The 25,175-nt window shown below is 69.0% G+C and carries 24 protein-coding genes; 23 read left to right on the plus strand and 1 reads right to left on the minus strand.

Annotated features, from left to right (window positions below; genetic code table 11):
* Positions 1-65: 65 nt before the first annotated feature.
* The 14 genes from DDQ50_RS07205 to prmC all read left to right on the plus strand — a co-directional run bounded on the left by DDQ50_RS07205 (position 66) and on the right by prmC (position 16,810).
* Positions 66-1,106: a BMP family lipoprotein gene (locus DDQ50_RS07205; protein WP_116755938.1), complete on the plus strand. Its 1,041-nt coding sequence runs from the start codon at positions 66-68 to the stop codon at positions 1,104-1,106.
* Positions 1,107-1,162: 56 nt separating this feature from the next.
* On the plus strand, positions 1,163-2,668 hold the full coding sequence (locus DDQ50_RS07210) for an ABC transporter ATP-binding protein (RefSeq protein ID WP_116755939.1): 1,506 nt from the start codon (positions 1,163-1,165) through the stop codon (positions 2,666-2,668).
* Entirely contained in the window at positions 2,665-3,771 is a 1,107-nt protein-coding gene (locus DDQ50_RS07215) for an ABC transporter permease (protein ID WP_116755940.1), read from the plus strand. The genes DDQ50_RS07210 and DDQ50_RS07215 overlap by 4 nt, the downstream gene beginning before the upstream one ends.
* On the plus strand, positions 3,768-4,712 hold the full coding sequence (locus DDQ50_RS07220) for an ABC transporter permease (RefSeq protein ID WP_116755941.1): 945 nt from the start codon (positions 3,768-3,770) through the stop codon (positions 4,710-4,712). Before DDQ50_RS07215 ends, DDQ50_RS07220 begins: the two co-directional genes overlap by 4 nt.
* A gap of 19 nt (positions 4,713-4,731) precedes the next feature.
* Entirely contained in the window at positions 4,732-5,706 is a 975-nt protein-coding gene (locus tag DDQ50_RS07225; RefSeq protein ID WP_205663583.1) for a nucleoside hydrolase, read from the plus strand.
* Entirely contained in the window at positions 5,703-6,482 is a 780-nt protein-coding gene (locus DDQ50_RS07230) for an SDR family NAD(P)-dependent oxidoreductase (protein WP_165829733.1), read from the plus strand. The genes DDQ50_RS07225 and DDQ50_RS07230 overlap by 4 nt, the downstream gene beginning before the upstream one ends.
* 50 nt (positions 6,483-6,532) lie before the next feature.
* A complete protein-coding gene (locus DDQ50_RS07235; RefSeq protein ID WP_116755943.1) occupies positions 6,533-7,306 on the plus strand; it encodes an SDR family NAD(P)-dependent oxidoreductase in 774 nt (257 codons plus the stop codon).
* Positions 7,307-7,454: 148 nt separating this feature from the next.
* A complete protein-coding gene (gene lysA, locus DDQ50_RS07240; protein ID WP_116755944.1) occupies positions 7,455-8,882 on the plus strand; it encodes a diaminopimelate decarboxylase in 1,428 nt (475 codons plus the stop codon).
* A gap of 1 nt (position 8,883) precedes the next feature.
* On the plus strand, positions 8,884-10,197 hold the full coding sequence (locus DDQ50_RS07245) for a homoserine dehydrogenase (RefSeq protein WP_116755945.1): 1,314 nt from the start codon (positions 8,884-8,886) through the stop codon (positions 10,195-10,197).
* A 67-nt stretch (positions 10,198-10,264) separates the two neighbouring features.
* Positions 10,265-11,344 carry a threonine synthase gene (gene thrC, locus DDQ50_RS07250; protein WP_116756166.1) on the plus strand — a complete coding sequence of 360 codons (1,080 nt, stop codon included), beginning with the start codon at positions 10,265-10,267 and terminating at the stop codon, positions 11,342-11,344.
* Positions 11,341-12,300, plus strand: a complete 960-nt coding sequence (gene thrB / locus DDQ50_RS07255) for a homoserine kinase (protein ID WP_116755946.1) — start codon at positions 11,341-11,343, stop codon at positions 12,298-12,300. Before thrC ends, thrB begins: the two co-directional genes overlap by 4 nt.
* A 167-nt stretch (positions 12,301-12,467) precedes the next feature.
* The gene (gene rho / locus DDQ50_RS07260) at positions 12,468-14,816 is read left to right on the plus strand and encodes a transcription termination factor Rho (RefSeq protein ID WP_116755947.1); all 2,349 of its coding nucleotides are present in this window, start codon (positions 12,468-12,470) and stop codon (positions 14,814-14,816) included.
* Positions 14,817-14,819: 3 nt separating this feature from the next.
* Complete coding sequence (gene prfA, locus DDQ50_RS07265; protein ID WP_116755948.1) at positions 14,820-15,896, plus strand: peptide chain release factor 1; 1,077 nt, start codon at positions 14,820-14,822, stop codon at positions 15,894-15,896.
* A gap of 74 nt (positions 15,897-15,970) precedes the next feature.
* A complete protein-coding gene (prmC, locus tag DDQ50_RS07270; RefSeq protein ID WP_240614296.1) occupies positions 15,971-16,810 on the plus strand; it encodes a peptide chain release factor N(5)-glutamine methyltransferase in 840 nt (279 codons plus the stop codon).
* Positions 16,811-16,906: 96 nt separating this feature from the next.
* Here the strand turns inward: prmC and DDQ50_RS07275 are convergent, their stop codons facing one another.
* Positions 16,907-17,545, minus strand: a complete 639-nt coding sequence (locus tag DDQ50_RS07275) for an HAD family hydrolase (RefSeq protein ID WP_116755950.1) — start codon at positions 17,543-17,545, stop codon at positions 16,907-16,909.
* Positions 17,546-17,638: 93 nt separating this feature from the next.
* Between DDQ50_RS07275 and DDQ50_RS07280 the strand changes: the two genes are divergently transcribed.
* From DDQ50_RS07280 to DDQ50_RS07320, 9 genes are all read left to right on the plus strand, one after another.
* Positions 17,639-18,304: an L-threonylcarbamoyladenylate synthase gene (locus DDQ50_RS07280; protein ID WP_116755951.1), complete on the plus strand. Its 666-nt coding sequence runs from the start codon at positions 17,639-17,641 to the stop codon at positions 18,302-18,304.
* Entirely contained in the window at positions 18,301-19,530 is a 1,230-nt protein-coding gene (locus DDQ50_RS07285) for an MraY family glycosyltransferase (RefSeq protein ID WP_116755952.1), read from the plus strand. Before DDQ50_RS07280 ends, DDQ50_RS07285 begins: the two co-directional genes overlap by 4 nt.
* Positions 19,527-19,985 carry a Cg1360 family ATP-synthase-associated protein gene (locus DDQ50_RS07290; RefSeq protein ID WP_116755953.1) on the plus strand — a complete coding sequence of 153 codons (459 nt, stop codon included), beginning with the start codon at positions 19,527-19,529 and terminating at the stop codon, positions 19,983-19,985. Before DDQ50_RS07285 ends, DDQ50_RS07290 begins: the two co-directional genes overlap by 4 nt.
* A gap of 114 nt (positions 19,986-20,099) precedes the next feature.
* Positions 20,100-20,924, plus strand: a complete 825-nt coding sequence (gene atpB, locus DDQ50_RS07295) for a F0F1 ATP synthase subunit A (RefSeq protein WP_116755954.1) — start codon at positions 20,100-20,102, stop codon at positions 20,922-20,924.
* Between the two features lie 48 nt (positions 20,925-20,972).
* Complete coding sequence (gene atpE, locus DDQ50_RS07300; RefSeq protein ID WP_116755955.1) at positions 20,973-21,206, plus strand: F0F1 ATP synthase subunit C; 234 nt, start codon at positions 20,973-20,975, stop codon at positions 21,204-21,206.
* A gap of 67 nt (positions 21,207-21,273) precedes the next feature.
* Positions 21,274-21,810, plus strand: coding sequence for a F0F1 ATP synthase subunit B (locus tag DDQ50_RS07305; protein ID WP_116756167.1), 537 nt, complete (start codon positions 21,274-21,276; stop codon positions 21,808-21,810).
* Positions 21,810-22,595, plus strand: a complete 786-nt coding sequence (locus DDQ50_RS07310) for a F0F1 ATP synthase subunit delta (protein WP_116755956.1) — start codon at positions 21,810-21,812, stop codon at positions 22,593-22,595. Before DDQ50_RS07305 ends, DDQ50_RS07310 begins: the two co-directional genes overlap by 1 nt.
* Before the next feature lie 28 nt (positions 22,596-22,623).
* Positions 22,624-24,261 carry a F0F1 ATP synthase subunit alpha gene (gene atpA, locus DDQ50_RS07315; RefSeq protein WP_116755957.1) on the plus strand — a complete coding sequence of 546 codons (1,638 nt, stop codon included), beginning with the start codon at positions 22,624-22,626 and terminating at the stop codon, positions 24,259-24,261.
* Between the two features lie 3 nt (positions 24,262-24,264).
* Positions 24,265-25,161 (plus strand): F0F1 ATP synthase subunit gamma, encoded by an 897-nt coding sequence (locus tag DDQ50_RS07320; protein WP_116755958.1) that lies wholly within the window; start codon positions 24,265-24,267, stop codon positions 25,159-25,161.
* The last annotated feature ends 14 nt before the right edge of the window (positions 25,162-25,175 follow it).

Below are 25,175 nucleotides of genomic sequence, written 5' to 3' on the forward strand. Positions count from 1 at the left end.
GCCCGCCGGACGCACCCGCAGCACCCTCCACAGCACCACATCATCCAGAAGGAAGAGACAGCACTATGAGAAAGTCATCCTGGCTCGGGGGCACGGCCCTCGTCGTGACCGCTTCGCTCCTGCTCGCCGGCTGCTCAGGCGGCGGCGACGACACCGGAAGCGGCGATGCCGGCACCGAAGAGGTCACGATCTCGGCTCCGCTGAGCGGTCAGCTCGGCGATCAGAGCTTCATGGACTCGGCGAACGACGGCCTCCAGCGTGCCGCTGCCGACCTCGGAGTCAAGGTCAGCGTCATCGAGGCGGGCGCCGACGACGCTCCCGCGTGGGAGCGCAATCTCACCGAGGCCTCGGCCAGCGGCGAGAACGACCTCATCGTCACCGGTGGAACGGTCATGGCGTCGACGCTCGAGCGCGTCGCGGCGCAGTTCCCCGACCAGCAGTACCTGATCTTCGACTCGGAGTCGGTCGGCGACAACGTGACCGGCATCTCGTACGCACAGAACGAGGGCGCGTTCCTCGTCGGCGCACTCGCGGCCATCATCAGCACCAACCCCGACTCGTTCCCCCGGTCGACCGGGGCCAACAAGATCGGCCTCGTCGGCGGCATGGACATCCCGGTGATCCGCGACTTCGCCGTCGGTTACGAGCAGGGCGCCAAGGCGATCTCGCCCGACATCACAGTCGACCTCCGCTTCGTCGGCGACTTCGAGAGCGCACAGGGCGCCTACGACATCACGACGGCGATCTTCAACGACGGCGCCGACGTGGTCTACCAGGTCGCGGGCGCAGCGGGACTCGGCGTGCTCCAGGCCGGCGCAGACAGCGGCCGCTACGCGATCGGCACCGACTCGGACCAGAACGGCATCCACCCCGAGTCGACTCCGGCGAGCGCCATCAAGTCCGTCGGCAACACCGTCTACACGGGTATCCAGCAGTTCCTCGACGGAAAGCTGGAGCTCGGCACCACCACTGTCGGCAACATCGCGAACGACGGTGTGGGCATCGCCTACAACGACGATCTCGTCCCCGCGGAGTTCCAGGACCAGATCGACGCTCTCCGCCAGCAGGTCATCGACGGCGAGATCACCGTCGACTCGGCCCTGTGATCGGATAGCTCGACCGCAGGAAACCGCCCCGCCCCGTTCCACCCCGAGGAGGACCCGTGCAACCGCTGCTCAGGATGCGTGACATCGTGAAGCGCTTCGGCACCATGACCGCGGTCGACCATGTCGACCTCGAGATACGCGCTGGAGAGGTGCACGCCCTGCTCGGGGAGAACGGGGCGGGAAAGTCGACCCTGATGAACTGCCTGTTCGGTCTCGTCCTGCCCGACGAGGGCAGCATCGAGATCGATGGGCAGCCCGTCGAGATCACCTCGCCGCGCCGAGCGCTCGCGCTCGGGGTGGGGATGGTGCATCAGCACTTCAAGCTCGTCCCCTCACTGACCGTCGCCGAGAACGTGTTCCTCGGAACCGAGGCTCACACCGGGCCCTTCGTCCTCGGACGGGAGCAGATCAGCCGCGTGCAACGCCTGAGCGAGGAGTACGGCCTCGAGGTGAAGCCGCGCGACAGGGTCCGCTCCCTGTCGGTCGGAGCCCAGCAGCGGGTCGAGATCCTCCGAGCCCTCGCCAAAGACGTCCGCATCCTCGTCCTCGACGAGCCGACAGCAGTGCTCACCCCCGCCGAGACCGAGAGGTTCTTCGAGGTGGTGCGGGGATTCGCCGAGCGCGGTCTCGCGATCATCCTGATCAGCCATCACCTCAAAGAGGTGCGACGCATCGCCGACCGGGTCACCGTCCTGCGTCGGGGTGTCCGCGTCGCGACGGCCGAGATCGGCGACGTGACCAACGCGGAGCTCGCCGCGCTCATCACCGGTAACGAGGGCTTCGCACCCAGCGATGTCGCGCCGGGCACGCCCGGCGAGGTGCGTCTGCAGGTCGAGGACCTGCGACTCAAGAGCGCGCGCGGGCTCGACGTCGTCGACGGGGTCAGCTTCGAGGTGCGCGCCGGCGAGATCGTGGGCGTGCTCGGCATCGCCGGCAACGGGCAGACCGAGCTCGTCGAAGGCGTGACCGGACTCCGCACACCGGCGGCAGGTCGAGTGATGCTCGGGGGCACGGACGTGACCGGGACGGGGCCGGGGGCCGTCCGGGACGCGGGCCTGGTCCACATCCCCGAAGACCGCATCGGGCGCGGCATGGCGGGCTACTGGTCGGTCGGCGACAACATCGCGGTCGGTCGACTCGACGGCGACGCGGTCGGCGGGACGTTCCTCTCCCGTTCACGCATCGGCGCTCTCGCCACCGAGCTCATGGCCCGGTTCGACGTGCGAGCGTCGTCGCCCCGGCAGCTGGCGCGACGCCTGTCGGGCGGCAACGCTCAGAAGATGGTGCTCGCCCGCGAGCTCTCGCAGGACGCGAGCGTCGTCGTCTGCGCGGAGCCTACCCGCGGGCTCGACATCGCGGCCACGGCATTCGTCCGCTCGGAACTCGTCAAACGCCGCGACCAGGGCGGAGCGATCCTCCTCGTGTCGAGCGAGATCGAAGAGGTCACCCAGATCGCCGACCGGGTGCTCGTCATGTCCGCGGGGCGCATCGTCGCCGAATACTCCGGTGAACGCCCGTCCGAAGCCGAAGTCGGCAGAGCCATGTTGGAAGGCAAGTCGTGACGACCACACCACCTCCCACCGAGAACCGCGAGGCGGCTCCGGTCACCGCGTCGGGTGTCCGCCCGCGTGGCGGCTGGTTGACCGCCGCCCGACGTGTCGTGCCCCTCGGCCTCAGCCAGTCGGTCATCGCCGTGGTGCTCGGCATCGCCGTGTGCTTCGTGATCATGCTCGCGGTCGCGTCGAACCCCCTCGAGGCGTTCGGATCGTTCGTCTTCGGCACGTTCCGCAATCCCTACTCCATCGGCAGCATGATCGCCATCGCCACGGTCCTCGTGCTCACCGCGCTCGCCGCCGCTGTCGGCTTCCGGGCGGGTGCGTTCAACATCGGCGCTGAGGGGCAGCTCGTCCTGGGCGGTCTCGCCGCGGCCGTCGTCGCCGGCAATGCGGGGATCGACGGATTCGTCGGCCAGGCGCTCGCGCTCATCGCGGCGACCGTCACGGGGGCACTGTGGATCGCGGTGCCCGCGGTGCTGCGAGTCCGGTTCCGCACCAACGAGATCCTGACGACGCTGATGTTCAACTACATCGCCGCCGATTTCGCCCTGTTCCTCGTCAACAGCTACTTCCGCGACCCCGACTCCGGTGCGGTCGAGACCCCGCCCCTCGACGACAGCCTGTGGCTGGCGCGCCTGCTGCCCCCGCCGTCCCCGGCGAACGTCGGTGCCATCCTCGTCGTGGTGATCGCCGTCGGGCTCTGGATCTACTTCGACCGCACCCGCTCGGGTATGCGCATGGAGGCCGCCGGCCTGCAGCCCGCGTTCGCCGAATACCTCGGCGTCCGATCGGGTCGGTACCTGTTCCTCTCGCTCGCCGTGAGCGGCGGACTCGCGGGCCTCGCCGGCGGCGTCGCCGTGCTCGGGATCACCCACGCGTACATCTCGGGTTTCTCGCCGCAGTACGGGTTCCTCGGGATCACGGTCGCCCTGATCGGTCGGCTCCGCCCGCTCGGCATCCTGGTGGCGGCGGTGCTGTACGCCTCTCTCATGACCGGGGCGACGGCGATGCAGGCCACCTCCAACGTGCCGTTCTCGCTCGTCTTCGTCCTCCAGGGAGTGCTCATCCTCCTCATCACCAGCCAGCGTCTCGGACGGAGCAGCTCGTGAACGTTCTCGGCGACTTCCTCGCGCTCACGCTGACGAGCCTCATCCCGATCCTGGCGCCCGCCATCGGAGGCATGTTCGCCGAACGGGCTCGCGCCTCGAACATCGCCCTCGACGGCTGCATGCTCGTCGCCGCCCTCGCAGCCATCGCCGTCGGCGCCGCACTCGGCAACCCGTGGTTCGGCCTCGTCGCCGGCGTCGTCGCGGGTGCCGTGTACGCCTCGATCCTCGCCTTCGCCGCCTTCGTGCTGCGCAGCGACCTGCTCATCGCCGGCATCGCGGCGAACCTGCTCGCGACGGGTGTCACGCTCCTCGTCGTGCAGAACGTTCTCGGCTCGACCGGCACGTACGCGCCGACCGGCGTTCAGCTCATCCCACGGATCCCGCTCGGTCCGCTCGCCGAGATCCCGATCGTCGGCGCGGCGCTGGACGGGCAGAGCGTGCTGCTCTACCTCACCGTCGCACTCTTCGTCGTCGCGGCCGTCGTCATGAACCGCACCCGCTTCGGCGTGCACGTGAAGGCGGTCGGCGAGTCCGATGAGGCGGCGCTGGCCGTCGGCATCAAACCGGTTATGATCCGCACCGCGACGCTGCTGATCAGCGGCGCGCTCGCGGGAGTCGGCGGTGCCTACCTCTCGATCAGTTCCGTGGCGTCGTTCAATTCGAACCTCACCGGCGGACTCGGCTTCATCGCCTTCGCCGCCGTGATCTTCGGGCGTGCCACGCCGCTCGGCACGATCCTCGCGTCGCTGCTCTTCGCCGTCGCCACCGCGCTGGGCATCCAACTGCAGGGCACCGGAACGGTGTCGCCGCAGCTGCTGCACATGCTCCCTTACGTCGCCACCGTCGTGGCGCTCGCGGTGCAGGCCATCAGCCGCCGCCGCCGTGAGCGCTTCGACGTGTCCGAGACCAATTACGTACCCGCGATCATCCCGCGCGGCTGAGCGGAGAAGGAACCACCACGTGACCACCAGTGAACGGACACCCGTCCTCGTCGACTGCGACACCGGCATCGACGACGCGATGGCCCTGCTCTACCTGCTCCGGCACGAGGGCGTCGAGATCGTCGGCGTCACGAGCGTCTTCGGCAACAACACGGCCGCCCAGTGCGCCATCAACTCGCTGCGCGTGCTCGAGCTCGTCGGCCACCCGGAGATCCCCGTCGCCGTCGGCGCCGAGGAGCCCATCGCCAGTGAACTCGAGTACCTCGCGACCCACGTGCACGGAACCGACGGCCTCGGGGATGCCGGTCTGCCGCTCGATGTGTCGACCGCGCCCGATGCGCGCAGCGCCATCGAGCTGATCGATGAGCTCGCGACCAGGTACCCCGGCAGGCTGCGGATCCTCGCGATCGGCCCCCTCACCAATCTGGCCGCCGCGCTGCGTGCGCACCCCGATCTCACCGACCGCGTGGCTGACGTCGTCATCATGGGCGGCGCCGCCGACGCGCCCGGCAACCAGTCCCCTGCGGCCGAGGCCAACATCATCCACGACCCCGAGGCCGCGCAGGAGGTGCTGTCCGCCGCGTGGCCGACGACCCTCGTCCCGCTCGATGTGACGATGCGCGAGATCCTCACCGAGGACCATCGGGCGGCGCTCGTCGCGTCCGAGGAACCCGCAGCGAACTTCGTGGGCGCGGCGACCGGCTTCTACTTCGAGCATTTCGGCATGGATTCCTACGGCACGCCCAGTTCGCCGTGTCACGACGCGCTCGCCGCCGGGGTGCTGACCGGCGACGTGGTTCCGCTCGTCGCCCCGCTCATCGACGTGGTCGTCGACTGCACCGACGGACCGGGACGCGGCGCCACGATCTGCGATACCCGAACCAAGTGGCGGGGCTTCACCGGGCTCACCGGCGGTAACTGCACCGTCGTGCTCGAGACCGACGGCACCTTCCCCGAGACTCTGGTCGCCTCTCTCACCGCGAGCGGATCGTGAACGATCTCGCGGGCAGAACGATCGTCGTCACCGGTGCCGCCGCCGGACTCGGCAGGGCCATCTCGGTGCGGCTCGCAGCATCCGGAGCGCACATCGTGGCCGTCGACCTCCGCAGCAGCGAGGCGACCGTCGATCTGATCGTGGCAGGGGGTGGCTCGGCCCTCGCCGTCCGGGCGGACGTGACCGCGACCGATGACGCCGAGCGGATCATCGGCGACGCCCAGGCGATCACCGGCCGCCTCGACGCGGTGGTCAACAACGCGGGTCGCTACGGCGGGTCCGCCATCCTCGACACCACCGACGAGGAGTGGGACGACTACCTCGACGTCAACCTGCGCTCGACGTTCGTCATGACGCGCGCGTCGGTGCGCCGCATGATCGAGCAGGACGAACGCGACGGGGTGCGGGGCAGGGTCGTCAACATGGCCTCGCAGCTCGGCATCACCGGCCCTCCGGCCGCACTCGGTTACGGCGTCGCGAAGGCGGGCGTCATCCAGCTGACCCGCCAGGTCGCCGTCGACTACGGCAGGCACGGCATCGTCGTCAACGCGATCGCGCCGGGGCGGATCATCACCGGCGACCACCCCGGTGAGCGCGAATACCTCGAGTCAGGAGCCATCGACGCCGCGACCGAGTTCTCGCTCGCCCGAACGCCGTTCTCGCGGCTCGGTGCGCCCGAGGACATCGCGGGTGCCGCGGCGTTTTTGGTGTCCGACGACTGCCGATTCGTCTCCGGCGCCGTCCTCGCCGTCGACGGCGGCTGGACCGCCTACTAGACACCCGGGGCGGCACCGCCTCTCGCAAGCTACAGATAAGGAACCCGACGATGTTCGAACTCCACGGCACGGTCACGATCATCACCGGGGCGGCATCCGGAATCGGGGCCGCGACGGCCCGCCGGTTCGCCGCAGCCGGCAGCGACCTCGTGCTCGCCGATCACTCCTCCGACGGGCACGACATGGACGCGGTCGTCGCGGACGTGCGCGCCGCCGGACGCCGCGTCGATGTAGTGGAGGTCGACGTGCGGGAGTCATCCTCGGTCGACGCGCTCATCGCGACGGCGCTCGCGAATCACGGCAGGGTCGACACGGTCATCGCGAATGCCGCGATCGCGCGCATCCACCCGTTGGTCTCGATGACCGAAGCGGACTGGACCGAGACCATCGACGTCGACCTCACCGGCGTCTGGCGCACCTTCCGGGCCGCGGTCGGTCCGATGCGCGAAGCGGGACGGGGGAGACTCCTCGCGACGACCTCGACCGTCGGAGTGCTCGAGTCGTGGGTGAACCATGCCCACTACTCCGCGGCGAAGGCGGGTATCGCAGGCATGGTCCGCACCCTCGCGACGGAGCTCGGACCCGACGGCATCACCGTCAACGCGATCGCGCCGGGCATCATCGAGACGCCGCAGACCCTCGACCCGGTCAATTCGCTCGGCGCGGCGGGGATCGCCGAGGTGTCGGCGCGGCAGGCGGTCCGCCGCATCGGGCGCCCCGAGGACATCGCCGCCGGCTACCACTTCCTGGCCAGCGACGATGCATCGTTCGTGACCGGGCAGGTGCTCGTCATCGACGGCGGGCGCACCCAGCAGCACGGCTGAGGGGCCGATCGCCGTGGCCGCTGCGTTCGCCGCCGACCCGCCCGTGCGGAGGTCGACTCGACATTCCGGTAGAGTTTCGGGCATTCGTCCAGGCTTCAGGGGCCAATCCGGGTCCGCTCGCCACGCTCATCCTCACTCGTAGGTTCACGTGACCGTGTCGCCCAGCGCAAACCCGCTCGCCCCCGACGGCCTGCGGGTCCCGTCCGACCCCAACCTCCTCGATCCCGCCATTTGGCCGGCGAGTGCCCATCGGCAGTCCGGTGAACTGATCGTCGGAGGCGTCTCCGCCACCGAGATCGCCGCGCGCTTCGGCACGCCGGTCTACGTGCTCGACGAGGCCGACGTCCAGCGCCGCGCCACCGAGGTCCGCGACGCGTTCCGCGGTGCGCTCGAGGCTGTCGGGTCGAGCGCCAAGATCTACTACGCGGGCAAGGCGTTCCTCTCGGTCGCCGTCGTGAGATGGATGGACGACCTCGGTCTCCACCTCGACGTCGCGAGCGGGGGCGAATTCGCCGTGGCTCTCGCCGCCGGCTTCGACCCGGCACGCGTCGGCTACCACGGCAACAACAAGTCGGTCGCCGAGATCGAACGGGCCGTCGCCCACCGCGTGGGCGCGATCGTGCTCGACAGCGAGATCGAGATCGAGCGGGTTGCGGCCGCGGCGCGCTCCGCAGGGGTGTCCCAGCGCGTCCGTCTGCGCGTGAACAGCGGGGTTCACGCGTCGACGCACGAGTTCCTCGCCACCTCGCATGAAGACCAGAAGTTCGGGGTGCCGCTCAGCGAGGTCCCGCGTCTCGTCGCCCGCATCCGCGAGCACCAATCGCTCGACTTCCTCGGCCTGCACTGCCACATCGGCTCGCAGATCTTCGACACCGGCGGTTTCTCCGAGTCGGCGTCCCGCTTGATCGCTGTGCACCGCGACCTGCTCGCGGGCGGTCCCGTCCCCGAACTCAACCTCGGCGGCGGATTCGGCATCGCCTACGTCGACGGCGACGACCCGACCCCGATCGATCGGATCGCGGAGCAGATCGCCCAGGCGGTCGCGGGGGAGTGCGCCGCCTTCGGCATCCCCGTCCCCGTCGTCGCGGTCGAGCCGGGCCGCTCGATCATCGGCCCTGCCGGGCTCACCCTGTACGAGGTCGGAACCATCAAGGACGTGCGGGTCGACCACGACCTGGGCACCGCCGTCCGCCGCTACGTGAGCGTCGACGGCGGCATGAGCGACAACATCCGCACCGCGCTCTACGGCGCCGACTACACCGTCCGGATCGCGTCGCGCAGCTCGGACGCCGAACCCGAGCTCGTGCGGCTCGCCGGAAAGCACTGCGAGAGCGGCGACATCGTCGTCTCGGCCGACTACCTCCCCGCCGACGTCGCCCCCGGCGATCTCGTCGCGGTCGCCGCGACGGGCGCGTACTGCTGGTCGCTGTCGAGCAACTACAACTACCTCGGTCGCCCGCCGGTCGTCTCCGTCCGCGACGGCCGCGCTCGCGTGCTCGTGCGCGGCGAGACCGAGGCCGACCTCCTGCGCCGCGATGCGGCGCTCGACGAGCCCAACGACGGGGAAGCCTCCTGACATGATCGAATACCGCACGCTCCGCATCGCCCTCCTCGGCGCCGGCTCCGTCGGCAGCCAGGTCGCGGGCCTCCTGCTCCGCCATGGCGAGGAGCTCGCCACCCGTGTCGGCGCGCGCCTCGAACTCGCGGGCATCGCGGTCCGCAACCTCGACTCCCCGCGCGATGTCGAACTCCCCGCCGAGCTCTTCACCACCGACGCGCGCGAGCTCATCCTCGGCGCCGACATCGTCATCGAGCTGATGGGCGGACTCGAGCCCGCACGCGAGTACATCGCGCTCGCCCTGTCCTCCGGCGCCGACGTCGTCACCGGCAACAAGGCGCTGCTCGCGCATCACGGACCGGAGCTCTTCGACCTGGCGGAGCAGGTCGGCGCCCAGCTCTACTACGAGGCGGCGGTCGGGGGCGCGATCCCGATCATCCGGCCGCTGCGCGACAGCCTCGCCGGCGACCGGGTCGACCGGATCCTCGGCATCGTCAACGGCACGACCAACTTCGTGCTCGATCGGATGGACACGGGCGGCGACGACTTCGACGACGCCCTCGCCACCGCGACGGCCCTCGGCTACGCCGAGGCGGACCCGTCGGGCGACATCGACGGCTACGACGCCGCGCAGAAGGCCGCGATCCTCGCCAGCCTCGCCTTCCACACCGTCGTGCCGCTCAGCGCCGTCTACCGCGAGGGCATCGCCTCGGTCACCGCAGCCGATGTCGAATCCGCGCGCAAGGCCGGATACGTCGTCAAGCTGCTCGCGATCTGCGAGCGGGTCATCGATGCCGAGACCGGCGTCGAGGGCGTGAGCGCACGAGTGCACCCGGCACTGGTCTCGCGCCAGCATCCGCTCGCCGCCGTTCGAGGGGCCAACAACGCGGTGTTCGTCGAGGCGCAGGCGGCCGGCAGTCTCATGTTCTACGGGGCGGGTGCCGGCGGCATCGAGACCGCGTCGGCGGTCCTCGGCGACGTCGTCTCAGCGGCACGCCGCCACGTCGTCGGCGGACCCGGAGTCGCCGAATCAACTTCCGCCGATCTGCCCGTCTTCGACATCGGCAAGGTGACCACGCGCTACCGGGTCACGCTCGAGGTACTCGACCGGCCGGGCGTCCTCGCCCACATCGCCGGCATCTTCAGCGATCACGGCGTGAGCGTCGAGGCCGTCGAGCAGTCGGCGAGCGACGGCGAGGGGGGCGGCACCGCTACCCTGGTGATCGGCACGCACACGGCCACCGAGGCCGACCTCTCGGCCACCGCGGCCGCCCTCGCGGCAGCCGACGCGGTGGTCGCCGTGCAGTCCGTGCTCCGAATCGAAGGGGAGTGACCCCGGCCCGCCCCGCGGGTACGGCCGTGGTCCCCGCTTCGCAGTCCAAGATCGAAAGGCAGTGACCGTGGCCCATTTGTGGCGTGGCGTCATCCGAGAGTTCGCCGACCGTCTCGACGTGAGCGATGCGACTCCCGTCATCACGCTGGGGGAGGGCGGCACTCCGCTGATTCCGGCGCGTGCGCTGTCCGAGCGCACCGGTGCCGACGTCTGGGTCAAGTACGAGGGCATGAACCCGACCGGGTCGTTCAAGGACCGCGGCATGACGATGGCCATCTCGAAAGCCGTCGAGCACGGGGCCAAGGCGGTCATCTGCGCCTCGACCGGCAACACCTCGGCCTCCGCCGCGGCCTACGCGACGCACGCGGGCATCACCGCGGCGGTGCTGGTCCCCGAGGGCAAGATCGCGATGGGCAAGCTCAGCCAGGCGGTCGCGCACAACGCGCAGCTGCTGCAGGTGCAGGGGAACTTCGACGACTGCCTCGACATCGCCCGCGAACTGGCGGCGAACTACCCGGTGCACCTCGTGAACTCGGTCAACCCCGACCGCATCGAGGGGCAGAAGACGGCGGCGTTCGAGGTCGTCAACGTCCTGGGTGACGGTCCCGACTTCCACTTCATCCCGGTGGGCAACGCCGGCAACTACACGGCCTACCACCGCGGTTACCGTGAGGAGATCGCGCGCGGCGCCGCGTCGACGCTTCCGCGCATGTTCGGCTTCCAGGCCTCGGGCAGTGCGCCCATCGTCCTGGGCGAGCCGGTCCGTCACCCCGAGACGATCGCGAGTGCGATCCGCATCGGCAACCCGGCCTCGTGGGAGCTCGCCCTGTCCGCTCGAGATGACAGCGACGGCTACTTCGGTGCCATCGACGACGACAAGATCCTCGAGGCGCATCGCATCCTGTCGGCCGAGGTCGGCATCTTCGTCGAGCCCGCGTCGGCCATCTCGGTCGCCGGCCTGCTCGAGCGGTCCGAGGCCGGCGCGATCCCCAAGGGCGCGCGCGTCGTGCTGACGGTGACCGGACACGGCCTGAAGGATCCCCAGTGGGCCCTTCGCGCGGCCGACGGCTCCGATGTCACGCCCACGATCGTCCCCGTCGACGTCCCCGAGATCGCGGGTGTCCTCGGCCTGGCGGCCAGCGCGTGAGCGCACGGGTCGTCGACGAGCTCGCGGGCCGCACCGTCTCGGTGCGCGTCCCCGCGACGAGCGCCAACCTCGGCCCCGGCTTCGACACGCTCGGACTCGCCCTGTCGCTCTACGACGAGCTGACGGTCACGGTCCTCGACCGTCCCGGCGTGACGGTCGAGGTGCACGGAGTCGGCGAGGGCGAGGTGCCGACCGATGAGAGCAACCTCGTCGCGCATTCGATCGCCCACGTGTTCGAGCACTACGGCATCGCGCTGCCCGGCCTCCACCTCGTGGCCCACAATGTCATTCCGCACGGCCGGGGCCTCGGCTCGTCGGGTGCGGCCATCGTGTCCGGCGTCATGGCGGCCAAGGGTCTGCTCGAGGGCGTCGTCGAACTCGACTCCGAGCAGCTGCTCGCGCGCGCGACGGCTCTCGAGGGGCACCCCGACAACGTGGCGCCCGCCCTGTTCGGCGGGCTGACGATCGCCTGGGTGACGCCGAGCGGCCCCCAGCACAAGAAGCTCATGGTGCACCGCGGCGTCTCGCCGCTGGTGTTCGTGCCCGAGCACACCATGTCGACGGCGCTCGCACGCAGCCTCCAGCCCGAATCGGTGCCTCACGCCGACGCCATCTTCAACGTCTCGCGCTCGGCCCTCCTCGTCGCTGCGCTCGTGCAGAGCCCCGAGCTGCTGCTCGCGGCGACGGAGGACCGGCTGCATCAGAACTACCGCGCGTCCGCCATGCCCGAGACGTTCCGTCTGGTCACCCTTCTGCGGGAAGAGGGCTACGCGGCGGTCGTCTCGGGAGCCGGCCCGTCGATCCTCGTACTGGGCAGCGACCCGGTGCAGCGGCTCTCGGCCGCGCGCCTGATCGAGCAGCGCTCCGACACCCCCTGGCAGGCGCTCATGCTGGCCGTCGACTTCAAAGGTGCTACAGTGTTGACTCATCCGGTGCAGACGCCGCCCTCTTTGTAGCGGCACGAATCACTTGGTCCCCGAGACAGTGTCATCTGGAAACAGCGTCATCTGGACGCGAGTTTTCGTCTCGGGCTCGCGATTCGCTCGCCCCCGGACTTTCGTTCCCACTCACCCCCATGTCTTTGGGGATAGGCCAAAACCTCTTTGTCAATTAAGGCTTCTTCGTGACTGATGTCGACATCAGCGCTTCTCGCGCGGTTCGGATCGCTGATCTGAATTCGATGCGCGTGCCAGAGCTCCAAGCTCTCGCCACGTCGCTCGGCGTCAAGAACGTCGCCAGACTCCGAAAGGGAGAACTCGTGGCAGCAATCTCTGACACCTCCACCGATTCCGTCGAACCCAACGCCGAGACCGAATCCGGCGCCGCCGTGGTCGACGACCTCAGCGCGGTCGACGGGTCCTCCGTCGAAGCGGACACCGTTCAGACGGACACCGACCAGACGGGCAGCGCCGAGGCCCCCGCGGCCGAGCCCGAGGCTCCGGCCGAGGCCGACGTCGTCGCCGAGGCGCAGTCCGTCGCCGACGCGGTCGACGTCTCGCCCAACGCCACGCCCGCCGCCGACGCACCCGTCGCCGAGGAGCCCGCAGCCGAGGCCGAACCGGCCACGGTCGAGCCCGTCGCGGCTGTTCCCACCATCGACGAGACCACGCCCGTCGCGGTCGCCGAGGCGCCCGCTGAGAAGCCGGTCCGCGCCCGTCGCTCCCGCCGTGCCACCTCGGCTTCGGTCGAGGCCGCCGTGGAGGAGACCCCCGCGCCCAAGAGCGCGGCATCGCACGTCAATCAGGGCGAGACCGGCATCAGCGAGGATGTCGAGCAGGCCGCGACCGAGGCCCCCATCGCCGAGGCGCCCGTCGAGGGCCAGCACGACGGCTCGCACCCCACCGACACCGCCGAGGAGACCCCCGAGGCCGCTCCGGCCGAGACCGAGGGCTCCACGACCACCGACGAGACCGAAGCGCCCGCCGAGGGTGAGCGTTCCGGTCGTCGTGGCCGCGGCCGCGGTCGCCAGGGATCGCAGGGCGAGTCCAACCGCCAGAACGACGGCGGCCGCCAGAACAACGGCGGCAACCAGAACAACGGCCAGAACGAGAAGGCCGGCAACGGTCAGAACGACGGCGGTCAGCGTGGCGAGGGCCGTGGCCGCGGCGACCAGAACCGCCAGAACAACGACCGTCAGAACGCGGACCGCCAGAACGCGGACCGCCAGAACAACGAGCGCCAGAACGCCGAGCAGGCGGGCGCCGGCGAGCAGGGCGGCACCGACGCCGAACGCCAGGAGCGCAGCAGCCGCAGCCGTTACCGCGACCGCAAGCGCGGCCGCGGCACCCAGAACGACGACTTCGAGCCCGAGCTGAGCGATGACGACGTGCTCATCCCCGTCGCCGGAATCCTCGACGTCCTCGACAACTACGCCTTCGTGCGCACCAGCGGCTACCTGCCCGGTGCGAGCGACGTCTACGTCTCGCTCGGCCAGGTGAAGAAGTACAACCTCCGCAAGGGCGACGCCGTCGTCGGCGCCATCCGTCAGCCCCGCGACGGCGAGGGCGGACGTCAGAAGTACAACGCCATCGTCAAGATCGACAGCATCAACGGCCAGACGGTCGACGAGGCCGCCGCTCGCGTGGAGTTCGGCAAGCTGACCCCGCTGTACCCGCAGGAGCGTCTGCGCCTCGAGACCGAGCCGGGCATCCTGTCGACCCGCATCATCGACCTCGTCTCGCCCATCGGCAAGGGTCAGCGCGGCCTCATCGTCTCGCCCCCCAAGGCGGGCAAGACGCTGATCCTGCAGGCCATCGCCGGTGCCATCGCGAAGAACAACCCCGAGGTCCACCTCATGGTCGTCCTCGTCGACGAGCGTCCCGAAGAGGTCACCGACATGCAGCGCACGGTGAAGGGCGAGGTCATCGCCTCGACCTTCGACCGTCCCGCTGAGGACCACACCACGGTCGCCGAGCTCGCCATCGAGCGCGCCAAGCGTCTCGTCGAGCTGGGCCACGACGTCGTCGTGCTGCTCGATTCGATCACGCGCCTCGGCCGTGCCTACAACCTCGCGACGCCCGCGTCGGGCCGCATCCTCTCCGGCGGTGTCGACGCCTCGGCGCTGTACCCGCCGAAGCGCTTCTTCGGCGCCGCGCGCAACGTCGAGAACGGCGGTTCGCTCACCATCCTCGCGACCGCACTCGTCGAGACCGGATCCAAGATGGACGAGGTCATCTTCGAGGAGTTCAAGGGCACCGGCAACATGGAGCTGCGCCTCTCGCGCGGCCTCGCCGACAAGCGCATCTTCCCCGCCGTCGACGTGAGCGCTTCCGGCACCCGCCGCGAGGAGATGCTCATGGGCCCCGACGAGGTCAAGGTCACCTGGAAGCTGCGTCGCGCCCTCGCCGGGCTCGATCAGCAGCAGGCGCTCGAGATCGTCCTGAACAAGCTGAAGGAGACGAGCTCGAACGTCGAGTTCCTGATGCAGGTGCAGAAGTCGATGCCGGCCGCCCCGGGCAGCAACGAGGCGTAAGCCGTGTTCGAGTCAGTGGCGTCGCTGCTGGCCGAGCGAGAAGAGCTGCAGGAGCAGCTCGGCGACCCGGCCCTGCATGCCGACGCGGCACGTGCGAAGAAGGTCAACCGGCGCTACGCCGAGCTGAGCCGGATCGCGGAAGCCCACGGAGCGTGGACGGGTCTCGTCGACGACCTCGAAGCCGCTCGCGAGCTTGCGAAGGACGACGCGGCGTTCGCCGAGGAGGTCCCGCTGCTCGAGGAGCAGCTCGAGGCCGCCCAGGAGAAGCTGCGTCGTCTCCTGATCCCGCGCGACCCCGACGACGGCCGTGACGTGATCATGGAGATCAAGGCGGGCGAAGGCGGGGCGGAATCCGCTCTGTTCGCCGCCGACCTGCTGCGCATGTACCTGCACTACGCCGAGAGCAAGGGGTGGAAGACCGAACTCCTCGACTCCACCGAGAGCGACCTCGGCGGTTACAAGGACGTCCAGGTCGCCATCAAGGGTCCCGCCGCCGATGTCATCGGCGTCTGGGCGCACCTCAAGTACGAGGGTGGAGTGCACCGCGTGCAGCGTGTGCCCGCGACCGAGTCGCAGGGGCGCATCCACACCTCCGCCGCCGGTGTGCTCGTGTTCCCCGAGGTCGACGCGCCCGAGGAGCTCGAGATCAACCCGAACGACCTCAAGATCGACGTGTTCCGATCGTCGGGCCCCGGCGGTCAGTCGGTCAACACGACCGACTCCGCCGTTCGCATCACGCATGTGCCGACCGGCATCGTCGTGTCGATGCAGAACGAGAAGAGCCAGCTGCAGAATCGCGAGGCCGCCATGCGCGTGCTCCGCGCCCGTCTGCTCGCCGCTCAGCAGGAGGCGCTCGACGCCGAGGCGTCCGCCGCTCGCCGCAGCCAGATCCGCACGGTCGACCGGTCCGAGCGCATCCGCACCTACAACTACCCCGAGAACCGCATCGCCGATCACCGCACCGGGTACAAGGCGTACAACCTCGACCAGGTCATGGACGGGGCTCTCGAGCCCATCGTCCGGTCCGCCATCCAGGCCGACGAAGAGGCTCAGCTCGCCGCCGTCGGGACCGAGTCGTGACGCACCCCTCGCTCGACGAGCAGCAGGCGCGCTCCGGCGGCTCGTCGGATCCGCAGGCGGGCGCCGTCGACTCGGTGCTCAGCCGTGCCGCTGCGGCCCTCACCCGCGCCGGGATCCCCACGCCCACTGTCGATGCGGAACTCCTCGTCGCCCATGTGCTGGGTGTCGGTCGAGGCAGGGTGCAGGCTCTCGCCATGAGCGGTGCACTGCTCTCCGCTGCCGACGCGGTCGAGACCGCCGACCTCGTCGAGCGCAGGTCCGCTCGGGTTCCGCTCCAGCACATCACCGGGCGGGCGGCGTTCCGACGCATCGAGCTGTCCGTCGGCCCCGGCGTCTTCGTTCCCCGGCCCGAGACCGAGATGGTCGCCGGAATCGCGATCGACGCACTGACCGCCGACCCGTCGCCCGAGCCGATCGGCGTGGACCTCGGGACGGGGAGCGGCGCGATCGCGCTGTCGCTCGCGGTCGAGGTGCCGCACGCCCGCGTCTTCGGCGTCGAGAACTCGGCCGAGGCGTTCATCTGGGCGACCCAGAACACGCGCGACGTCGGTGCGGGCAACGCGAAGATGGTCTTCACCGATCTCGCCAAGGCGCTTCCCGAGCTCGACGGCACCGTGTCCGTCGTCATCTCGAACCCTCCCTACATCCCGCTCGGCGCGATCCCACGCGACCCCGAGGTACGGCTGCACGACCCCGCGGCCGCGCTCTACGGCGGAGTCGACGGGCTCGACGTGGTCCGCCAGGTCTCGGTGACCGCTCGACGCCTGCTGCGTGCAGGGGGGACGCTCGTGCTCGAGCACGGGGAGCTCCAGGGGGAGCAGATCCGTGCGCTTCTCACCGCCGACGGCTGGCGCGCCGCGGCGACGCACCCCGACCTGACCGGTCGCCCCCGCGCCACGACCGCCGTCCGCTGAGAACCGCGACACGTCTGACGACCCTTCGCTTCGCGCCGCTCAGCGGGCGGGGGAGTTCGCCCGCGCGCTGAGCGGAGCGAAACGACGGGCTGAGTCTCAGCCTTCGGCGGGCGTGACGCCGCGGCTCTCCGCGAAGGCCTCGATCGCCGCGCGCATGGCTGCCGCGTCGCCGTCGAAGAGATGGGTGGTGATCCCGACGGACTCCGCACCCGCGACGTTCTCGACGAGGTCGTCGGCGAAGAACGTGTCGGCGGCGGGGGAGTCGTAGGACTCCAGCATCCGCTCGAACACGAGCGGATCGGGCTTGCGGGCCCCGTAGAAGCTCGACGCCCGCAGCTCCGACCCGAAGATCGGAACCAGATCGGGTGCCAGGTGCGCGAGGTGCTTGTGCACGAGCGGCCCGTTGTTGGTGAGCAGGCTCACCCGCCCCAGTTCCCCGGCCCGACGGGCCGCGGCGATCGAATCGGGCAGCGCGGTCATCCCGCTCTTCCGGGCCGCCACCCAGTCGGCTTCCGACACGCCGGTGCCCACCGTGCGCCGGAAGGTGTCGAGGTAATGGTCGGGCCCGTCGAATCCGCCCGCCTCGGCGTGCATCTCACGGGTCGGGTCGAGCCACCAACGCTGCCGCAGAACAGGAACGGGGATTCCGCTCGCCGCCGAGAGAGCGCGCATCCGCGCCATCCAGTCGTAGTCGTACAGCACGTTGTCCATGTCGAACACGAACAGAAGAGTCATCACCCCCAGTCTGCTGCACGCCCGACCGAATCGGCCGCGCACGCCGCGTGCCCGGAGCGGTCGGTGCTTCCACCGGTACACTCGGCTCTCGACATGGCCCGCACATTCGACTGCAACGCCGAGTCCGATCTCCTCACCGGAATGCGCCTCGCGCGCGGTGCCATCGGGCGCGGTGAACTCGTCGTCCTGCCCACCGACACCGTCTACGGTGTCGCCGCTGACGCGTTCTCTCCCGCTGCTGTTCAGCGGCTGCTCGATGCGAAGGGTCGCGGCAGGCAGTCGCCCCCACCCGTGCTCGTCCCGGGCATCCCGACACTCGACGCACTCGCCGAGTCGGTTCCCGAATCGGTGCGCGCGCTCGTGGCCGAGTTCTGGCCGGGGCCGCTGACGATCATCCTGCCCGCGCGCGCCTCTCTCGCCTGGGACCTCGGCGACACCGGGGGAACGGTCGCTCTCCGCATGCCCGATCATCGGATCGCCCTCGAACTGCTGAGCGAGACCGGACCGCTGGCCGTGTCGTCCGCGAACCTCACCGGTCAGCCCGCTGCGACGACCGCGGCCGACGCGCTGGCCCAGCTGGGCGACTCGATCTCGATCTACCTCGACGCCGGCGAGACGCCGGGGTCCGTGCCCTCGACCATCATCGACGCCACCGGGCTCGCCGACGGCTCGGGCGGCCTCCGCATCGTGCGCGAGGGCGTCCTGCCCGCCGCGCGGATCGCCGAGGTCTCAGGTGAGCCTCTGGAGAGCGCCCCGTGATCCAGTACGGGATCGTCGCGCTCGTCGCCGCCGTCGTCACGTTCGCTCTGTCGTACGTGGTCTACAAGATCGGCCGCAAGTACCGGCTGCATCCCGAGATCCGTGCGCGCGACGTGCACACGAACCCCACTCCGCGCCTCGGCGGGGTCGCCATGTTCGGGGGAGTGCTGGTCGCGATCGCCGTCGCCTCGCGCATCCCGTTCTTCGAGATCGTCTTCTCCCAGCCGGGCAAGATCTGGGCGATCGTCGGTGCGGCGTTCATCATCGTGGCCATCGGCGTCGCGGATGACCTGCTCGACCTCGACTGGATGATCAAGCTCGCCGGGCAGATCCTCACGGCGGGGCTGCTGGCCTGGCAGGGCGTGGCCATCGCCTCCCTCCCGATCGGCGGCCTCACGATCGGGTCGGCCTGGATGTCCCTCGCCCTCACCGTGCTCGCGATCGTCTTCGTCATGAACGCCGTCAACTTCATCGACGGGCTCGACGGCCTCGTGGCGGGCGTCACGATCATCGCGAACAGCGTCTTCTTCCTCTACAGCTATCTCGTCGTGCAGCAGACGAGCCCCAACAACTACTTCAACCTCGCATCGCTCATCGCGGCGGTGACGATCGGCATCTGCGTCGGGTTCCTGCCGCTCAACTTCCACCCGGCGAAGCTGTTCATGGGCGACGGCGGCGCCTACCTGGTCGCCCTGCTGATGGCCACCTCCGCCATCGCGGTGACGGGTCAGATCGACCCCGTCGTGTTCGGCGCGACCTTCGGTCGGTCGTCGCTCCTCCCCGCCTTCCTCCCGATCCTGCTGCCGGTCGCGATCCTCATCGTGCCGTTCCTCGACTTCGCGCTCGCGGTCACGCGGCGGCTCCGGGCGGGCAAGTCCCCGTTCAGCGCCGACCGGAAGCACCTCCACCACCGCCTGCTCGACATGGGTCACTCCCACCTGCACGCCGTGCTGATCTTCTACGCATGGACCGCGGTGCTCTCGGTCGGCGCCCTGCTCTTCTTCGTGGTGAAGCCCTGGTACTGGGCGCTCGTGTTCATCTTCGTCGGCCTCGTGGTGTGCGCCGTCCTGACGCTCGCGCCGCTCTCGCGTCGCAAGGTCGTCGAGGCCGCGGCCCAGTCGACTCCTGTCGACCAGGAGAGTCCGATCCGAGCCCAGCTCGACCCGCTCGACGAGGCGGCCGACGACGTCGTGCTCGACTCGCACCTCGACAAGGAACCGACATGAACCTCAGCGCCCTCCTCAAGCGGACACTGGTGCTCGGTGCCGCCCTCGCCGTCGCGATCGTCGTGATCGGCGGCATCATCGGCTTCACCGTCGCAGGCGCGCCCGGATTCGTCGGAGCAGCGATCGGTGCGGTCGTCGCGGCGGTCTTCCTGGGTCTCACCGCGGTGTCGATCATCCTCGCGGTCCGCGCGACCGGGGGAGACATGCTCAAACCGGCATTCTTCGGAATCGTGCTCGGCGGCTGGATGGTGAAGTTCGTCGCGTTCCTCGTGCTCGTGCTCACCCTGCGCTCGGCGGACTGGCTAAATCCCGTCGCGTTCTTCTTCGCGGTCGTCGCGGCGGTCATCGGAAGCCTCGCCATCGACGTGTACGTCTTCGCCACCTCGCGCATGCCCTACGTCGATGCGAAGCTCCCGCCGTCGTCCGCGGAATCGGACCTCCCGCCGACCGCATGATCATCGGCCGGTCCGATTTCTACATTGCATCGAAAACGGTTCGCGGTGGCCCCCGTTCATTGATAGGGTTCTAGGACTTCCCCTTCCGATCGCCGCGTGCGAACGCGCGCCCCGATGCAGGAGAACGAGCTGCTGAACGCCGTCCTTTCACATCTGCCCCTCGCCAGCGACGGCGGGGGCTTCCACCCTCCCTCGATCGACGAATTTTTCCCGCCGGTCCTGCTCTTCGAGGGAACTCCCTTCGAGCTGAACCGGATCATGCTGATCCGTCTGCTCGTGGTCGTCGTCCTCATCGTGCTGTTCTATCTCGGCACCCGCCGGATGAAGATCGTGCCGGGTCGCTTCCAGAGCATCATCGAGATGGGGCTCGACTTCGTTCGCGTCAACATCGCGGAGGACCTGCTCGGTCGTAAGGACGGAACCCGCTTCCTCCCGCTGCTGACGACGATCTTCTTCCTCGTCCTCGCGATGAACATCACGGGCATCATCCCGTTCCTCAACATCGCGGGCACCTCGGTCGTCGGTCTGCCGGTCGTGCTGGCGATCGTCGCCTATGTGGCCTTCATCTACGCAGGACTGAAGAAGCACCCGGGGACCTTTCTCAAGGCATCGCTCTTCCCCCCTGGCGTGCCGTGGCCGATCTACCTGATCGTCACGCCGATCGAGTTGGTCTCGACCTTCATCCTGCGGCCCGTCACGCTGGCACTGCGACTTCTCATGAACATGGTCGCCGGCCACCTGCTGCTGGTGCTCTGCTTCTCGGCCACCCAGTTCTTCCTGTTCACGGCCGGTGGCTTCTGGACCCTGTTCGGCGTCGGCACCTTCGCCTTCGGATTCGCCTTCACCGTGTTCGAAATCCTGGTCGCAGTACTCCAGGCCTACGTCTTCACCCTGCTTACGACGGTTTACATCCAGCTCGCGCTGGCTGAAGAGCACTGACCTTCGTCGTAAGCATCGCCTAGACCCCATCACCGAAAGGAAATACCTGTGGACACCACAGTTGTCGCTGAGCTCACCGGAAACATCGCGACCGTCGGCTACGGCCTCGCCGCGATTGGCCCCGCAATCGGCGTCGGCATCGTCGTCGGCAAGACCATCGAGTCGGTCGCGCGCCAGCCCGAGCTGCAGGGTCGTCTCCAGACCCTGATGTTCCTCGGCATCGCGTTCACCGAGGCGCTGGCCTTCATCGGTATCGCCACGTACTTCATCTTCACCAACTGATCACCCGTCTCTACATCGACATAAGGAGGCTGGCGTGGCACTAGTGCCATCGCAGCTCGTGGCCGTCATGGCGGCGGCTGCCGAAGAGGAGCCCGGCAACCCGCTCATCCCCGCTGACTACGACATCCTTTGGTCGGCGGTCTGCTTCGCGATCATCCTGGCGTTCTTCTTCTGGAAGGTTCTGCCCTCGGTCAAGAAGCTGCTCGATGAGCGCTCGGCGAAGATCGAAGGCGGCATCGCCAAGGCCGAGGAGGCCCAGCGCGAGGCCACCGCAGCGCTCGAGAGCTACAACCAGCAGCTCGCCGAGGCCCGCGCCGAAGCGGGTCGCATCCGCGAGCAGGCACGCGAGGACGGCAAGAAGATCCTCGTCGAGCTCCGCGAGCAGGCGACCGCCGAGGCCGCCCGCATCACTGCAGCGGCGCAGGCTCAGATCGAGGCGGAGCGCCAGTCGGCCGTCGTCTCGCTCCGTGCGGAGGTCGGCTCGCTCGCGATCGACCTCGCCTCCGGCGTCGTCGGCGAGAGCCTGTCGGACGACAAGCGCGCGACCGCCCTGGTCGACCGCTTCCTCGCCGACCTCGAAGCATCCGAGAAGGCGGGCAAGTAGTGGGCTCCGCGAGCAGGCAGGCGCTCGAGACGGCGATCGCCGCACTCGACAAGCTGGGCAGCACCGACCTGGCGACGGGTGAGCGGCTGCTGGCGGCCGCACGTGCCATCGCCGGATCGACCCAGCTGCGTGCTCTGCTCGCCGACCCCGGCATCGAGGCGCAGGGCAAGTCGCGTGTCGTGAATCAGGTCTTCAGCGGCTTCGGCGACATCGTCCCCGTGCTCGACGCCGTCGTCAACGCGCGCTGGTCGTCGGGCAATGAGCTCGTCGACGGCATCGAGACACTCGGTTACCGCGCCGTCTCGGCGTCGGCCCCGCAGGGAGTGTCCGTCGACCGCGAGCTGTTCTCGTTCGGCGCCGCGGTCGGCTCGAACTCCGAGCTCGAACTCGCCGTCGGCAGCAACCTCGGCGGCCACGGCGCGAAGACGGTCCTCGTCGACCGGCTCCTCGTCAATGCGTCCGAGCAGACTCGCGTCATCGTCCGCCACATCGTGCAGTCGCCGCGCAAGCGCCGTTTCTCCGACGCGATCAGGAGAGCCGCGTCGGTTGTCGCCGATCAGTCCGGCCTCGGCGTCGCGACGATCCGCACCGCCACCGCTCTGACCGCGGCTCAGCTCGACCGCCTCGAGAAGGCGCTGAGCGTCCGCTACGGCCGTCAGCTCAGCATCAACCAGGTCGTCGACACAGGCCTCATCGGGGGAGTTCGCATCTCCATCGGTGACGATGTGATCGACGGCAGTGTGGCGACGCGACTCAACGATCTTCGACTTCAACTCGCCGGCTGACGCCGGACACGATCAAGGAATCAATCCCATGGCAGATCTGACCATCAGTCCCGAAGAGATCCGCGGCGCCCTCAAGGACTTCGTCGACTCCTACGAGCCCGAGCAGGCGAAAGCGACCGAGGTCGGCTTCGTCATCGACGCCGCAGACGGCATCGCGCACGTCGAAGGCCTTCCCAGCGTCATGGCCAACGAGCTCGTGCGCTTCGAGGACGGCACCCTGGGCCTCGCCCAGAACCTCGACGAATCCGAGATCGGCGTCGTCGTCCTCGGTGAGTTCAGCGGCATCGAAGAGGGCCAGGAAGTCCACCGCACCGGTGAGGTCCTCTCGGTCGCCGTCGGCGACGGCTACCTCGGTCGCGTCGTCGACCCGCTGGGCAACCCGATCGACGGCCTCGGCGAGGTCGCGACCGAAGGCCGCCGCGCTCTCGAGCTCCAGGCCCCCGGCGTCATGCAGCGCAAGAGCGTGCACGAGCCCATGCAGACCGGCATCAAGGCCATCGACGCCATGATCCCCGTCGGCCGCGGACAGCGTCAGCTGATCATCGGCGACCGCCAGACCGGCAAGACGGCCATCGCGATCGACACGATCATCAACCAGAAGGCCAACTGGGAGTCGGGTGACCCGACCAAGCAGGTCCGCTGCATCTACGTCGCCATCGGCCAGAAGGGCTCGACCATCGCCTCGGTGAAGGGCGCGCTCGAGGACGCCGGAGCCATGGAGTACACGACAATCGTCGCGTCCCCCGCCTCCGACCCCGCCGGCTTCAAGTACCTCGCCCCCTACACCGGCTCGGCCATCGGCCAGCACTGGATGTACTCGGGCAAGCACGTCCTCATCATCTTCGACGACCTGTCGAAGCAGGCCGAGGCCTACCGCGCCGTCTCCCTGCTGCTGCGTCGTCCCCCGGGACGCGAGGCGTACCCCGGCGACGTGTTCTACCTGCACTCCCGCCTGCTCGAGCGCTGCGCGAAGCTCTCCGACGAGCTGGGCGCAGGTTCGATGACCGGTCTCCCGATCATCGAGACCAAGGCGAACGACGTCTCGGCTTACATCCCGACCAACGTGATCTCCATCACCGACGGCCAGATCTTCCTCCAGTCCGACCTGTTCAACGCCAACCAGCGTCCCGCGGTCGACGTCGGAATCTCGGTTTCGCGGGTCGGTGGTGACGCTCAGGTGAAGAGCATCAAGAAGGTCTCGGGAACGCTCAAGCTCGAGCTCGCCCAGTACCGCTCGCTCGAGGCGTTCGCGATGTTCGCCTCCGACCTCGATGCGGCCAGCCGTCGTCAGCTCGCCCGAGGCGCACGCCTCACCGAGCTGCTCAAGCAGCCTCAGTACTCGCCGTACCCCGTCGAGGAGCAGGTGGTCTCGATCTGGGCCGGAACAAACGGCAAGCTCGATGAGGTCCCCGTCTCCGACATCCTGCGCTTCGAGCGCGAGCTGCTGGACTACCTCGGCCGCAACACCGAGATCCTGACCACCCTGCGCGACACCAACGTGCTCGACGACGACACCGTCGCCGCCCTGAGCGAGAACGTCGACAAGTTCAAGCTGGAGTTCCAGACGGGTGAGGGCAAGCCCCTCAACTCGGTGGGCAAGGAGACGTTCACGGCCACGGACGAGGCCGACGTCAACCAGGAGAAGATCGTGAAAGGTCGTCGCTAACTAGTGGGCGCTCAGCTTCGCGTCTACCGGCAGAGGATCCGGTCGGCGCAGACGACCAAGAAGATCACTCGCGCCATGGAGCTGATCTCCGCGTCGCGAATCCAGAAGGCGCAGCAGCGTGTCGCCGCGTCGACCCCGTACTCGCGGGCTGTGACGCGTGCGGTCTCCGCCGTGGCCACGTACTCCAACGTGTCCCACGTGCTGACGACCGAACGCGAGAACCCCAAGCGCGCCGCCGTCGTGATCTTCGCATCCGATCGCGGTCTCGCCGGAGCGTTCAGCGCCAGCGTGCTCAAGGAGTCCGAGGAACTGACGACTCTCCTGCGCAGCCAGGGCAAAGAGGTCGTCTACTACCTCGTCGGACGCAAGGCCGTCGGCTACTTCTCATTCCGCAAGCGCGCATCGCTGCGCTCGTGGGTGGGAGGGACCGACCAGCCCGAGTTCGCGACCGCGCAGGAGATCGGCGAGGAGCTCGTCGACGTGTTCACGCGTGACGAGGCCCAGGGCGGAGTGGACGAGATCCACATCGTCTACAACCGCTTCGTCAGCATGGTCACCCAGACCCCCGAGGTCGTCCGGCTCCTCCCGCTCGAGATCGTCGAGGGCCTCGAGGCCCCCAGCGCCGAGGTGCTCCCGCTCTACGAGTTCGAGCCCGAGGTCGACGCCGTTCTCGACGCCCTACTCCCGGTTTACATCGAGAGCCGCATCTACAACGCCATGCTGCAGTCGGCTGCGTCCGAGCACGCCGCACGTCAGCGGGCGATGAAGTCGGCGAGCGACAATGCCGACACCCTCATCCGCGACTACACGCGCCTCGCGAACAATGCGCGCCAGTCCGAGATCACGCAGCAGATCTCCGAGATCGTGGGCGGCGCAGACGCCCTCGTCAGCGCCAAGTAGACGCGTTCCACACA

This window comes from Amnibacterium flavum (genome assembly GCF_003097495.1).
GTDB lineage: Bacteria > Actinomycetota > Actinomycetes > Actinomycetales > Microbacteriaceae > Naasia > Naasia flava.